The 14,292-nt window shown below is 66.4% G+C and carries 12 protein-coding genes; 10 read left to right on the top strand and 2 right to left on the bottom strand.

Annotated elements, in window-relative coordinates:
* Nucleotides 1-157: 157 nt before the first annotated feature.
* Complete coding sequence (nhaA, locus tag BSTEL_RS05280; protein ID WP_202962068.1) at nucleotides 158-1,525, top strand: Na+/H+ antiporter NhaA; 1,368 nt, start codon at nucleotides 158-160, stop codon at nucleotides 1,523-1,525.
* A gap of 137 nt (nucleotides 1,526-1,662) precedes the next feature.
* On the opposite strand, the gene BSTEL_RS05285 is transcribed toward nhaA, so the two are convergent.
* Together BSTEL_RS05285 and BSTEL_RS05290 are read right to left on the bottom strand one after the other, a co-directional pair.
* The gene (locus BSTEL_RS05285) at nucleotides 1,663-3,027 is read right to left on the bottom strand and encodes a nucleobase:cation symporter-2 family protein (RefSeq protein WP_034528040.1); all 1,365 of its coding nucleotides are present in this window, start codon (nucleotides 3,025-3,027) and stop codon (nucleotides 1,663-1,665) included.
* Nucleotides 3,028-3,114: 87 nt separating this feature from the next.
* A complete protein-coding gene (locus BSTEL_RS05290) occupies nucleotides 3,115-3,696 on the bottom strand; it encodes a xanthine phosphoribosyltransferase (RefSeq protein ID WP_034528042.1) in 582 nt (193 codons plus the stop codon).
* A 172-nt stretch (nucleotides 3,697-3,868) separates the two neighbouring features.
* On the opposite strand from BSTEL_RS05290, the gene BSTEL_RS05295 reads away from it, so the two are divergent.
* From BSTEL_RS05295 to alaS, 9 genes are all read left to right on the top strand, one after another.
* Nucleotides 3,869-6,541 carry an ATP-dependent helicase gene (locus BSTEL_RS05295; protein WP_034528044.1) on the top strand — a complete coding sequence of 891 codons (2,673 nt, stop codon included), beginning with the start codon at nucleotides 3,869-3,871 and terminating at the stop codon, nucleotides 6,539-6,541.
* Between the two features lie 211 nt (nucleotides 6,542-6,752).
* The gene (locus BSTEL_RS05300; RefSeq protein WP_034528047.1) at nucleotides 6,753-7,145 is read left to right on the top strand and encodes a DUF4418 family protein; all 393 of its coding nucleotides are present in this window, start codon (nucleotides 6,753-6,755) and stop codon (nucleotides 7,143-7,145) included.
* A gap of 20 nt (nucleotides 7,146-7,165) precedes the next feature.
* Nucleotides 7,166-8,383 carry an FtsX-like permease family protein gene (locus BSTEL_RS05305; protein WP_034528436.1) on the top strand — a complete coding sequence of 406 codons (1,218 nt, stop codon included), beginning with the start codon at nucleotides 7,166-7,168 and terminating at the stop codon, nucleotides 8,381-8,383.
* A 1-nt stretch (nucleotide 8,384) separates the two neighbouring features.
* Nucleotides 8,385-9,143, top strand: a complete 759-nt coding sequence (locus BSTEL_RS05310) for an ABC transporter ATP-binding protein (RefSeq protein ID WP_051922867.1) — start codon at nucleotides 8,385-8,387, stop codon at nucleotides 9,141-9,143.
* 213 nt (nucleotides 9,144-9,356) lie between these two features.
* A complete protein-coding gene (gene rpsD, locus BSTEL_RS05315) occupies nucleotides 9,357-9,983 on the top strand; it encodes a 30S ribosomal protein S4 (RefSeq protein WP_034528049.1) in 627 nt (208 codons plus the stop codon).
* A 143-nt stretch (nucleotides 9,984-10,126) separates the two neighbouring features.
* Nucleotides 10,127-10,801 (top strand): histidine phosphatase family protein, encoded by a 675-nt coding sequence (locus BSTEL_RS05320; protein WP_034528052.1) that lies wholly within the window; start codon nucleotides 10,127-10,129, stop codon nucleotides 10,799-10,801.
* Nucleotides 10,802-10,837: 36 nt separating this feature from the next.
* Nucleotides 10,838-11,230 carry a DUF948 domain-containing protein gene (locus BSTEL_RS05325; RefSeq protein WP_034528055.1) on the top strand — a complete coding sequence of 131 codons (393 nt, stop codon included), beginning with the start codon at nucleotides 10,838-10,840 and terminating at the stop codon, nucleotides 11,228-11,230.
* Complete coding sequence (locus BSTEL_RS05330) at nucleotides 11,230-11,466, top strand: hypothetical protein (RefSeq protein WP_034528057.1); 237 nt, start codon at nucleotides 11,230-11,232, stop codon at nucleotides 11,464-11,466. Before BSTEL_RS05325 ends, BSTEL_RS05330 begins: the two co-directional genes overlap by 1 nt.
* Before the next feature lie 132 nt (nucleotides 11,467-11,598).
* Nucleotides 11,599-14,292, top strand: a complete 2,694-nt coding sequence (gene alaS / locus BSTEL_RS05335; protein WP_034528059.1) for an alanine--tRNA ligase — start codon at nucleotides 11,599-11,601, stop codon at nucleotides 14,290-14,292.

The following is a 14,292-nucleotide window of genomic DNA, read 5'->3' on the forward strand; positions in this document are numbered from 1 at the left end:
GAATCGCGGCTTCGGGACGGTTTTCGCGGGCGGCGGAGGGATGTTTGGGGGAGTCCGGTACCATGGGAAGGTTGAATCCTCGCGGCCGCGCATGACGGGCACCACATGTCATGACGGGCGGCCGACTCCATTCACCGCAAGCAGTCAGGAGCCTCACATGACCTCACACCCTCCGATCCACGAGGGCATCCTCGAACCGGGCGCCGTCAGGATACACAAGGGCAAACGCCGCCTCATCCGGTTCACCCACTCGTCCACACGCGCCACCATGCTCATGGTCGGCGCCGCGCTCGCCGCGTTCCTCATCGAGAACACGCCCGCATTGCCGTACTTCAACGAATTCTGGCAGTCCGTGCACCTCGCGTTCTCCATCGGTCCGCTCCATGCGGACATCAGCCTCGAACACTTCATCAATGATTTCCTCATGGCCCTGTTCTTCCTCATGGTCGGACTGGAGATCAAACACGAGATGCGCGCCGGCGAGCTCACCGAACCACGCAAGGCCGTCCTGCCGATCGTCGCCGCGGCCGGAGGCGCCGTCCTGCCCGCCCTCGTCTACCTCGCGGTCAACATAGGAGGCGAGCATGCGGGCGGTTGGGGCGTGCCCATGGCCAACGACATCGCCTTCTGCCTCGGCCTGCTCGCCCTGCTCGGCAGCCGCGTGCCCGCGGGACTGCGCGCCTACCTGTCCGCGCTCACCATCGCCGACGACATGATCGCCATCGGCGTGATCGCCCTGTTCTACACGTCCGACCTGAATTTGCCGTGGCTGATCGCCGCACTGGTCATGCTCGCCGTCCTGTTCGCGTTCAACCGGCTCCACATCCACGACCTGCCGCCCTATCTCGTCGTCGGATTCGTCATGTGGGTGTGCGTGCTGTTCTCCGGCGTGCACGCCACGCTCGCCGGCGTGATGCTCGCGCTCGCCATCCCTGCACGTTCCGAGATCAAACTCGACCGTGTGGGCGCATGGTTCGCGAAACGCGTGCGCTCCGCCGAGGACCGTTACGATCCGGGCGAGCCGGACATCGCGCAGAAGGAGTACCTGCGCGAGGTGGAGTCGATCCGGCGCGTCTCCAGTGCGACGATCCCGCCGACCATTCGGCTGGAGAACGGCCTGCACACGTTCGTCACCTTCTTCGTACTGCCCCTGTTCGCGTTCTCGAACGCCGGCGTCGTGCTGCACGGCATGTCCGTGGGGGAGATTGTGACCAGCCCGGTCGCGATCGGCGTGTTCCTCGGCCTGTTCGTCGGCAAGCCGCTCGGCATCTTCCTCGCCACGTGGGCGACCGTGCGGCTCGGCGTCTCCGGCTTGCCGGACGGCGTCAGATGGGGGCATATCGCCGGCGTGTCCATCCTTGGCGGCGTCGGCTTCACGATGGCGATCTTCGTGACGAACCTCTCGTTCACGGACGTGCAGACCGCGGCCATCGCGAAGACCGCGATTCTCGCCGCGTCGATCCTCGCCGGGGCGATCGGCTTCCTCGTCCTGCGCCGTCAGGTGGCGGATGCGGAGGAGGAGTAGGTCTCCGGAGCCATGCCGGCGGAATCCGGGATACGCAATAGGTGCGCGAAAGGGCGGGGCCCGAACCATATCGGTTCGGGCCCCGCCCTTCGTCACGTGGGCTCCCGTCTCTTCTCAGGGAACCAGCCGGAACGCCGTCACTTGGCGTCCGTCTGCTCCTTCGGCGCGGAGAGGAAGTGCTCCTCGCTCGGCAGCACGGCGTTCAAAATCACGGCCACGACGAACGCGACGGCGATGCAGTTCGAGGCGAAGATCTGCTGGAACAGGGCCGGGAACTGGTCGAAGATGTCGCTCACCTGCGTGAAGCCGATGCCGATCGTCAGGCTCAGCGCGGCGATCGTGATGTTGCGCTGCGTGAAGCCGGCCTCCGCGATCATCTGGAAGCCGGAGAGGATGATGTTGCCGAACATCATGATCGTGCAGCCGCCGAGCACCGCCTGCGGCAGCGAGTTGAACACCTCGGCGATGGCCGGCACGAAGCTCGCCACCACGAGGATCAGACCGCCGGAGAGGATCACCTTGCGGTTGACGACCTTCGTCATCGCGACCAGGCCGATGTTCTGCGCGAACGAGGTGAGCGGCAGGCATCCGAACAGGCCGGACACGGAGGAGATGAGGCCGTCGCCGGCGATCGCGCCCGCCGTCTCCTTCTCCGTGGGGAGCCTGTTCAGACCGACCTTGGTGAGGGCGGCCGTGTCGCCCAGCACCTCGACCGAGGAGACCACGTACAGCAGGCCGAGGGAGATGATCGCACCCCAGTCGAACACCGGCTTGAACGGCATGAACTGCGGCACGGAGACGATGGCGAGATGCTGGAAGCCGGAGAAATCGACCTTGCCCATGCAGATGGCCGCCACATAGCCGACGACCAGGCCGAACAGCACGGACAGCTGCTTGGCGGTGCCCTTCATCAGCAGCTGGAACGCGAGGCAGGCGACCAGCGAGATCAGGCCCAGCGTGAGGTTCTGCCACGAACCGAAGTCCTTTGCACCGCTGCCTCCGCCGAAGCTCGTCGCGCCCACGTTGAGCAGCGAGAAGCCGATCGACGTGACGACGATCGCCGAGACGATCGGCGGCACGAACCGACGCCAGTACTTCGCGGTCAGGCCGAGCACCAGCTCCAGCAGACCGCCGACCATGACCGCGCCGACGACCGCGCCGTAACCCTTGTCCGCGCAGATCGCGACCGCGGCCGCCACGTACGTGAACGAGATGCCCGTCACCATCGGCAGACGCGAGCCGATGCGCCACGCGCCGTACAGCTGCAGGCAGGTGCCGAGACCCGCCACCAGCAGACCGGCCTGGATGACGGCGGCCGACTGGGCGGCGCTCATCTTCGCCGCCGAGGCGACGATGAAGATCGGGGCGAGGTTCGCGACGAACATCGCCATCACATGCTGCAGGCCGAACGGAATGCCCTTCCAGAAGGAGACCGGCGCGTCGAGGGAGGTCAGCGCCTCCATCGAGATGCCGGCCTTCCCGACGTTCTTCTTCTCTTCCATGATGTCCTCTCTTGATTCCTTGCGACATGAACGGCCCTCCCCGGGGCGACGGCCGCGGGGAGGGCCGTTCATGTCGTCATCGTATGGTCAGCGGCGGAACTCGATGTCGCCGGTCTCGGCGTCCATGCTTTCGACGATCGCGAGGGAATCCACGTCGTAGCCCTCCTCGCGCAGCCTGTCGCCGCCGCCCTGGAAGCCCTTCTCCACCGCGATGCCGATGCCCTCGACCACCGCGCCGGCCGACTCGCACAGGTCGATCAGGCCGCGCAGCGCCTTGCCGTTCGCCAGGAAGTCGTCGATGAGCAGCACATGGTCGCCCGCGTTGAGATACTTCTTCGCAACGATCACCGGGAACTCCTTCTGCTTCGTGAAGGAGTAGACGGTGGTCGTGTACTGGTCACCGTCCAGATTGATGGACTGCGCCTTCTTCGCGAACACGACCGGCACGCCGTCGAAATGACGGGCGGCGACGCAGGCGATGCCGATGCCCGACGCCTCGATCGTGAGGATCTTCGTGATGGTCTTGCCCGCGAAATGCTCGGCCCACGCGGCACCCATGTGGTCGAACAGTGTCACGTCGCACTGGTGGTTCAGAAAGGCGTCCACCTTCAGCACGTTGCCCGGCTTGACCGTGCCCTCCCTGCGGATGCGCTCCTCGAGTTCCTTCATACAACCCCTTTGATGAATAACGGGTAACGGATGATTGAAGCGACAGTCTACGCCGCGCGCATGACCTCCACGCCCCGCCCGCACGACGACGGCATGTGGTAGACATGGATGGCCGAAAACAGGGGGAGTGCGTCCTCCGAAAGAACCCATCAGACGACAATAAGGGAGCAACGTGCAGCAGGATCCGGACGTCATCGCAAGAAGCGCCGACGAACTCGTCGGAGACCTCAACCCTCAGCAGTCGCAGGCCGTGCAGTACCGCGGGCCCGCACTGCTCATCGGCGCCGGCGCCGGATCGGGCAAGACCCGCGTGCTCACCCGACGCATCGCATGGATCCTGAGCCGGTTCGGCGCATGGCCCAGCCAGATCCTCGCCATCACCTTCACCAACAAGGCCGCCGCCGAAATGCGCGAACGCCTCGAAACGCTCATCGGACCCGTCGCCCAGCGCATGTGGGTCTCCACCTTCCACTCCGCATGCGTGCGCATCCTGCGCCGCGACGGCAAGGCCATCGGGCTCAACAGCGGATTCTCCATCTACGACTCCGCCGACTCCGAACGCCTCGTCAAGATCATCGCCACCGAATTCAACATCGACGTCAAACGCTACACGCCGCGATCCATCCTCGGACGCATCTCCGACTACAAGAACCAGCTCATCGGCGTCAAGACGCAGCTCGCCCAGTACGCGCCCGACTTCAAACCCGGCCAGCGCGGCTACAAGATCGGCACCGTCGGCGACATCGAAGCGCTGTACGCGGTCGTCTACGCCGAATACCAGCACCGGCTCGCGCTCGCCAACGCCGTCGACTTCGACGACCTCATCGTGCGCACCGTCGAACTGCTGCGCGACCACCCGGACGTCGCCGAGTACTATCACCACCGGTTCCGCTACATTCTCGTCGACGAGTATCAGGACACCAACCACGCGCAGTACGTGCTCGTGCGCGAACTCGCCGGCGTTGACGCGGGGGAGGGGAAGGCCGTCGCGCCCACCGTCCCGTCGCAGGAGGCGACCGCCGGACGGCAGGGGCCGGCGTGGATCACCGTGGTGGGCGACTCCGACCAGTCTATCTACGCGTTCCGCGGCGCCGACATCCGCAACATCCAGGACTTCGAGCAGGACTTCCCCGACGCGAAGACCATCATGCTCGAACAGAACTACCGTTCCACGCAGACCATCCTCGATGCGGCGAACGCCGTCATCTCCAACAACGAGGGGCGCAAGCCGAAGAAGCTGTGGACGGCGCTCGGCAAGGGCGAGCCGATCGTCGGCTACGCGGCCGACAACGCGCAGCAGGAGGCGCAGTGGGTGGCCGGCGAGATCGCCCGCCTCCACGCCGAGGAGGCGATCGCCTACTCGGACATGGCCGTCATGTACCGCGCCAACGCGCAGTCCCGCTCCCTGGAGGAGGCGCTCATCAACGAGGGGCTGCCGTACCAGCTGGTCGGCGGCACCAAGTTCTACGAGCGCCGCGAGGTCAAGGATGCGATGGCGTACCTGCAAGCCATCGTCAACCCGAACGACGACGTGAATTTGAGGCGCATCCTCAACGTGCCCAAGCGCGGTCTCGGCGCACGTGCCGAAGGCATCATCCTCGACTACGCGCGGGCTCACGGGGCGAGCTTCTTCGCCGGCCTCATGCACATGGACGAGATCGAGGGCGTCCCCACCCGCACACTCAAGCAGCTGCACGCGTTCCGCGACCTCATGGGCGGACTGTCCGCGTTCGCGCGCGCCAACGAGACCAAGCCGAGCGAGATCGTCGCCGAGGTGCTGGAGAAGTCCGGTCTGCTCGAGGAGCTGCGCAAATCCACCGACCCGCAGGACGAGTCACGCGTCGAGAACCTCTCCCAGCTGCAGTCCACCGCCGCCGAATTCGAACAGAAGACGCCGGACGCCACGCTCGCCGGGTTCCTGGAGACCACGGCGCTCGTCGCCGACTCCGACCAGCTGCCCGGCGAGAACGAGGATTCCGGCAAGGTCACGCTGATGACCCTCCACACGGCGAAGGGCCTGGAATACCCGGTCGTGTTCCTGACGGGCATGGAGCAGGGCACGTTCCCGCATTCGCGTTCCATGGAGGACACGAGCGAACTGCAGGAGGAGCGTCGTCTCGCCTACGTGGGCATCACGCGCGCCAAGCGCCGTCTGTACGTGACGCGCGCCGCCGTGCGCGCCCAGTGGGGGCAGGCGGCCGACATGATGCCCAGCCAGTTCCTCGACGAGATCCCCGAGAACCTCATCGACTGGAAGCGCCGCGAGGCCGGCGTCGAGCGTATGCGCTCCAGCTGGGACGACGACGAGTTCGGCGGCTGGGATGACGGCATGCCCTCGTCCGGACCGACGTTCGGCGGCTCCTACGGCTCGTCGTCCTATGGCTCCGGTTCGCGTTCGTACGGCGGTTCGTCGTATGGATCGGGTTCACGCTCGTACGGCTCCTCCTTGTACGGCTCGGGTTCGCGCGGTTCGTCCGGCTCGTCGCGTCGCGGCTCGGCCTACGGCTCGTCCACGTACGGCGGTTCGTCCGGCTCTCGGTACGGTTCCTCCTCGTACGGTTCCGGTTCGGGTTCCGGCTCTCGCTCCGGCAAGGTCACGACGCGTCGCGTCACGCCGAAGGCCGCGTCGTCCGGCCACGGCGTGCCGGCCTCGTCGCTGACCAAGGACAACGGCCTCGACGTCAAGGACTTCGCGATCGGCGACCGCATCACCCACGACCGCTACGGCATGGGCAAGGTCGTCGACGTGCAGGACAAGGGACGCAACTCGGTCATCACCGTCGACTTCGGCACCGACGGCGTCAAACGTCTCATGCTGCGCGTGGCGCCTATCGAGAAGCTCTGACGGCTTCTCGATAGGCGTCCTTCGCGGCTGCCGCCGCTCACCTCGCCTACGGACGCCCCGCTGGGCCGTCCGTTTGACGGCTCGGCCATCGAGAAGCTCTGACTCCATAGCAGACGGGCGGGCGAAAGTCAAGACTTGTGTTCCACGGGATCATCTGCGCATAATGCCTGACGTTCCGGCAAACGGGACAGCAGTATAGGAAGAGAGAACCATGAAGAACAAGCTCATCGCATCCGTCCCGTCCATTGTCATCGGTGCCCTGATCGCCATCGCGCCGCAGACCTTCGCCCACGCCTGCACGGGTCACGGCATGTTCGGCGCCTGCCACTGGTCGCAGCAGACCGCCACCGGCATCGGCGTCGTGATCCTCGCCCTCGGCGTCATCGCCTTGTTCTCCGGACCGAAGACCCGCATGGGCCTCAACATCGCCGTCATCGCCGACTGCCTGCTGCTGCTCGCCGTGCCCACGATCCTCATCGGCGTCTGCCCGGGCGCGATGATGCACTGCCGCATGGTCATGCTGCCGACGCTCATCGTGCTCGGCGTGCTCGGCATCGCCTTCGCGGCGACCGGCGCATGGCTCGACTCCCGCACCCGCGCGTGACGACGCGACACGGCGACGCCATGGACACGCACGTCACGCTCCGCGACCTTCCCCTCGCGAACCTCGCACGCAAACCCCTGCGCACGACGGCGCTGCTCGCCGTCGTCACCGTACTCGCCGTCGCCCTGTTCGGCGGAACCATGCTCGGCATGAACCTCGGCAACGGCATGCGCAGCATGGAACGCCGGCTCGGCGCCGACCTCATGGTCGTGCCGCAGAACAGCGCGAACCAGGCCGAGGCGCTGCTCACCGGCTCGAACTCCAGCACGTTCTACTTCACCCGCGACATCGCGCGCAAGGTCGAACGCGCCGACGGCATCGCACAAGCCACCGAACAGACTTACATCTCGTCGCTCGCCGCCGCATGCTGCGAGGAGAAGCTCCAGATCATCGGCTACGATCCCGCCACCGACTTCGTCATCGCGCCATGGGTGGCCTCCCAGTTCCAAGGCGAGTTGGAGGACGGGCAGATGGTCGCCGGGGCGAACGTCAACGTCTCCACGGACGGCACCATTGAACTCTACGGACGCAGCTGGCCGGTCGTCGCCCAACTCGCGAACACCGGCACCGGACTCGACAACTCCGTGTTCATCAACCAGCGCACCGTGCCCGACATGGTCGAGGCGTCCGCTGCGGTCTCCAAGCGCGTCATGCCCGAGGAATACGCGGACAAGGCCGTCTCCACCGTGATGATCAAGGTGAAGGACGGCTACGATCCGCAGACCGTCGCCACGAACATCAAACGGCTCGACACGCGGTTCGCCGATCTCGGCTACGTGTATCCGGGAGGCGTGACCGCGGCGACGAAGACCGCGCTGGACGCGCTGACCGGCTATATGGCGGCGTTTGTCGCCGCGTTGTGGGCGATGGGCGTCATCGTCCTGCTCGCCGTGTTCGCGGCCAGCGCCAACGAGCGCAAACGTGAATTCGCGTCGCTGCGCATCATGGGCGCCACACGCGGCATGGTCAACGGCGTCATCGCGAAGGAGGCCGCCGCCGTCGGAGCGGCCGGCGGCGTGATCGGCGTCGCCTTGGGGGCTCTGGGCATCCTGCCGTTCAGCGCGCTCATCGGCAGCAGGCTCCAACTGCCGTACCTGCAGGCCGGGCCCTGGACGGTCATCGGCCTCGCCCTGCTCGCCATCGTCTGCTCCACGGCGGTGGGCGTCGTCTCGTCGTTCGCCGTCATGGGCAGGATCTCCCGCGGCGACGCCGACATCATCCTCAAGGAGGGACGCTGACATGACGGTCGAAACGGAGAAGCGAGACCCGGACGTGACCCCGCTGCTGCGCATCAATGATCTGACCCGGACCTTCACGCGCCGCGGCAAGCCGTTCGACGCGGTGAGCCATGTGAGTCTCGACCTGGACGCGGGCGGATTCGTCGCCATCGTCGGGCGTTCCGGCAACGGCAAGAGCACGCTCATCAACATGGTCGCCGGACTCGTGCGGCCCACCGGCGGATCCGTCGCGGTGGACGGCGCGCGCGTCGCCGATCTCGACGACCGCGGGCTGTCGCTCCTGCGCAACCGGACCATCGGATTCGTCACGCAGGAGCAGACGCTGCTCGGCAACCTGCCCGTGCTCGACAACGTGATCCTGCCCGCCACCTTCTTCCCGGACGGGAAGGCCGGGTCGGAGCCGTCCGGGGAACGAGGCGACGGGGAATGGGAGGGCCGCGATCCGCTCGTCGACCGCGCGATGCTGCTGCTGGAACGGCTCGGCGTCGACGATCTCGCGGGATGCCTGCCGCGCGAACTGTCCGGCGGCGAGATGCGCCGCGTGTCGATCGCCCGCGCCCTCATCAACGATCCGAAGCTCATCATCGCCGACGAGCCGACCGGCGACCTCGACGCGGACAGCACCACGACGGTCATGCGTCTGCTGCGCGAGCGCGCGGATTCCGGCGCCGGAGTGCTCATGGTCACGCATGACACGGACGCGATCGGCTACGCCGACACGGTGTATCGGATGGATGCCGGAACGTTGTCCCGGGCATAGGTGTAGATTAGACGATTGGTGTCTGCCGCAAGACGGATGCCGTCTGGAGTCTTAGCCCGTCAACGGGTCGGCAGCCGGAATCGTCAAGAATCCGAATGATACGGCCGCTCGTGAGCAATCACGATGAAGCGTTGGAGAGGCCCGACTCAGCGTGACGCGTCGAACAACGCATCACGTTCCGTTCAGATAACGACAGAAAGAGAACAAACCAAAATGACGAACGTTCAGCGTTCCCGCCGTCAGGTGCGCCTGTCCCGCGCCCTCGGCATCGCCCTGACCCCGAAGGCCCAGCGCATCTTCGAGAAGCGCCCGTACGCTCCGGGTGAGCACGGCCGCACCCGTCGCCGTACCGAGTCCGATTACGCGGTGCGTCTGCGCGAGAAGCAGCGTCTGCGCGCCCAGTACGGCGTGTCCGAGAAGCAGCTGCGCGCCGCCTACGAGAAGGCCACCCGCACCGCCGGCCAGACCGGTAACGCCATGCTGCAGGATCTCGAGGTCCGCCTCGACAACCTCGTGCTGCGCGCCGGCATCGCCCGCACCACCGCCCAGGCCCGCCAGTTCGTGACCCACCGTCACATCCTCGTGGACGGCAACATCGTGAACCGCCCGTCCTACCGCGTCAAGCCGGGCCAGACAATCCAGGTCAAGCCGAAGAGCCAGACCATGGTTCCGTTCCAGATCGCCGCCGAAGGCGTCCACCGCGACGTCCTGCCCGCGGTCCCGGGCTACCTCGATGTGAACCTGGCCTCCCTCAAGGCCACCCTGACCCGCAAGCCGGAGGCCGAAGAGGTGCCGGTGCAGGTCAACATCCAGTACGTGGTCGAATTCTACGCCCGCTGATTCGGGCCCACTTCTGTATCACATACAGTCAAGGACATACCGCCGAAACCCCGTGTTCCCGGAAGGGACGCGGGGTTTCCGCGTTTCCGGGCCGACGGCGGCGCCGTCGCCGTTTGCCGGCGCTCCCGTTGTAGAGTGGTGCCATGATCCTCCACCTGCATCTCGTCCGCCACGGACAGACCACGTTCAACAAGTACAACCGACTCCAGGGCTGGTGCAACGCCCCCCTGACCGAATCCGGACTCGCCGACGCCGACAAGGCCGGGCACAAGCTCGAAGGCGTCGACTTCGCCGCCGCCTACTGCTCGGACACCTCGCGCGCCGAGATCACCGCGAAGCGCATCCTCGACATCAACGAGGCCGCCGGGCACCGACGCCCCGCGCTCGTCGCCGACATGCACTTCCGCGAGCAGTGCTACGGCTACTTCGAGGGGCAGGACATGTCGCTCGCGTGGACCGCCGCCGGCGGCCCCCACGGCGCGAAGAACTACAACGACATCGTCGCGAAGTTCGGGCTCGCCGCCACCCGCGACTTCCTCAAGGAGGCCGATCCGTTCCACGATGCGGAATCCGATGAGGAGTACTGGACTCGCGTCGAAGGGGCGTTCGCGCTCATCGCCTCGAACCCCGATCTCAAGGACGGCGACCACGTGCTCCAGATCTCGCACGGCAACACGTTGCTGAGCCTCGGGCACCGTTTCGGAGGCCCCGATCTCGATCTGAGCGAGAGGCCCGCGAACGGCTCCGTCACGCTCGTCGACTTCGATACGGACAAGCCGTTCGCCGAGGCGATCGCCATCGTGTCGTATGGCAAGTGATAGTCTTGTGCGGGTAACTGTGTACTAGGAGGCAATATGGGAGTTGGAGAGATCGCCGGTCTCGTCGCCGCGATAGCGTTCGCCGTGCTCGCCGGGTTCATGATCTATCCGCTGATCCGTCTGGGCAAGCTGTTCGACCAGATCGCCGACACCGTGCGCGAATCGGGCGAGCATGCCATCCCGGCGCTCGACGAGGGCGTCACCACCGTCAAGCAGGTCAACAAGTCGCTGGAGGACGTCAACAAGATCTCCGCCGCCGCCTCGACGACCGCGAACAACGTGGGTGCGCTCACCGACCTGTACGGATCGTTCCTCGGCAAGCCGGTCATCAAGGTCGCCTCCGCGGCGTACGCCCTCAAGTCCACCGCGCAGTCCTTCCTCGTCCGCCAGTCCGCCGGGCGTACCGACGACCAGACCAAGGGGGAGTGATGTTCAAACGCATCTTCTGGGTCGGTCTCGGCTTCTCGCTCGGCGTCATCGCCGTCACCAAGGCCCAGGCCTACGTCAAGGCCAACACCCCGGACGCGGCGCGACAGTTCCTGCTCGGCCCCGATCAGGACCATGTCGGAATGAAGACGCTCGAAGGGCTCGTCAACGAGTTCAACGCCACGCGCCGAGCCCGCGAGGCTGAACTCAACAAGCAGTACATCGGCGAAGACCGCTGAGACGGTCCCGCGTCGTGTGCCGCCCGCGCCGTACGGGCGGCACACGCATGATGTAGGACGGATACGGCGACGATACGTTCCCATAGGGCCCTCATGCCCGCACAAACACACAACAAGGAGTTCCATCCGCTTATGCGCACCTCAGAAATCGCGAAGCGCTACCTCGACTATTTCGCGGCGCACGACCACATGGTCGTCCCCTCCGCGTCGCTGATCTCCCCGAACCCGACCACGCTGTTCACCATCGCCGGCATGGTCCCGTTCATCCCGTACCTCATGGGCGAGCAGACCCCGCCCCACAAGCGCATGGCCTCCAACCAGAAGTGCGTGCGCACCCTCGACATCGACGAGGTCGGCAAGACCACGCGCCACGGCACGTTCTTCCAGATGATCGGCAACTTCTCCTTCGGCGACTACTTCAAGGAGGAGGCCATCCACTACGCGTGGGAGCTGCTCACCTCCCCGCAGGACAAGGGCGGCTACGGCTTCGACCCGGAGAAGCTGTGGATGACCACGTTCACCGACGACGAGGAGGCCCGCTCCATGTGGGTCAACGAGGGCGTCGACCCCGAGCACATCCAGAAGATGGGCATGGAGGACAACTTCTGGACCACCGGCGGCCCCGGCCCCGGCGGCCCCTGCTCCGAGATCTACGTGGACCGCGGCCCCGCCTTCGGCAAGGAGGGCGGCCCGATCGCCGACGAGAACCGCTACATCGAGATCTGGGACCTCGTGTTCGAGAACTACGAGGTCGACAACGTCAAGTCCAAGACCGACCTGCACATCGTCGGCGAGCTCGAGAACAAGAACATCGACACCGGTGCCGGTCTCGAGCGACTCGCCTACCTGCTGCAGGGCAAGAACAACATCTACGAGACCGACGAGGTCTTCCCCGTCATCGAGGCCGCCGAGCGACTCTCGGGCCGCAAGTACGGCGAGGACGAGGCTATGGACGTCAAGTTCCGCGTCGTGGCCGACCACGTGCGCTCCGCGCTCATGATCATGTCCGACGGCGTGCGCCCGTCCAACAACGGCCGTGGCTACGTGCTGCGCCGCCTGCTGCGCCGCACCATCGAGGCCATGCGCGTGCTCGGCGTCGAGAGCGAGGTGCTGCCCACCCTGTTCCCGACCTCCAAGGCCGCCATGGAGCCCAGCTACCCGGAGCTCAACAAGACGTTCCACGAGGTGAGCGAATCCGCGTACGGCGAGGAGGACGCCTTCCGCCGCACCCTCACCTCCGGCATCGAGATCCTCGACGTCGCCGTGAAGAAGGCGAAGAAGGACTCCGCCGAAGGCAGGTCCGAGGCCGTCGTCTCCGGCGACGACGCGTTCAAGCTGCACGACACCTACGGCTTCCCGATCGAGCTCACGCTCGAGATGGCCGCCGACCAGGGCGTGAAGGTCGACGAGGCCAAGTTCCGCGAGCTCATGGCGGAGCAGAAGGGCCGCGCCCGCGCCGACGCTCTCAAGAAGCGTCACAACGTGGACCTGTCCGTCTACGACGATTTCAAGAAGACGCTCGCCAAGCCGATCGACTTCCTCGGCTACACCGACATGTCCGCCCGTGCCACCGTGCTCGGCATCATGCAGGAGGGCAAGGGCTCCGTGCCCGCCGTCACCGGTCCGGCCAACATCGAGGTCGTGCTCGACCGCACCCCGTTCTATGCGGAGGCCGGCGGCCAGCTCGCCGACCAGGGCGAGATCCTGTCCGACGACGGCGCCGTGCTCGAGGTCGACGACGTGCAGAAGCCGATCAAGGACCTCATCGTCCACCAGTGCCGTCTGACCGAGGGCACGCTGGTCGTCGGCACGCAGGTGAACGCCAGCATCGACCTGGCCCGCCGCGGCGCCATCGCCCGTTCGCACACCGCCACGCACATGGTGCACAAGGCGCTGCGCGAGGAGCTCGGCCCGCAGGCCACCCAGCGCGGCTCCGAGGACGCCCCGAACCGTCTGCGCTTCGACTTCCAGTGGTCCAAGGCCCCGACCAAGCAGGTGATGAGCGCCGTCGAGGAGCGCGTCAACGACCGTCTGCGCGACAACCTCGTCGTCACCACCAAGGAGATGAAGTTCGACGACGCCATCGCGCTCGGCGCGATGCACCTGTTCGGCGAGAAGTACGGCGACATCGTGCGTGTCGTGTCCATCGGCGAGGACGGCTGGAGCCGCGAGCTGTGCGGCGGCACCCACGTCGACCACGTCGGCAAGATCGGCGCCATCAGCATCATGTCCGAATCCTCCATCGGCTCCGGCGTGCGCCGCGTCGACGCCGTGGTGGGCGCCGGAGCCTACGAGTTCAACGCCCGCGAGCACGCGCTCGTCTCCCAGCTGAGCGACAAGCTCAACGCCCGCCCGGACGAGCTCGCCGAGCGCGTCAACGCGCTGCTCGCCAAGCTCAAGGAATCCGACCGCCGACTGGCCGCCATGTACGAGGGCCAGCTCGCCGCGGCCGTCCCGGAGCTCGTCAAGAACGCGCAGGCCTCCCAGGCCGCCGTCAAGGTCGCCGCGAAGAACGTCGGCCACTTCGGCTCGTTCGACGCGCTGCGCAAGACCGTGCTCGACGTGCGCTCCCGCCTCGGCGAGGAGTCGCCGGTCGTCGTGGCCCTCGCCGGCGTGAGCGCCGACGACAAGCCGATGGTCGCGGTCGCCACGAACGAGGCCGCGCGCAAGCTCGGCATCAAGGCCGGCGACCTCGTGCGCGGCGCCTCCAAGATCCTCGGCGGCGGTGGCGGCGGCAAGCCGGACTTCGCCCAGGGCGGCGGCGCCGACGCGTCGAAGATCGACGACGCGATCGCCGCGCTCGAACACGAGGCGCTGAAGGGCTGA

Source organism: Bifidobacterium stellenboschense (genome assembly GCF_000741785.1).
In the GTDB taxonomy this organism is placed as follows: Bacteria; Actinomycetota; Actinomycetes; order Actinomycetales; family Bifidobacteriaceae; genus Bifidobacterium; species Bifidobacterium stellenboschense.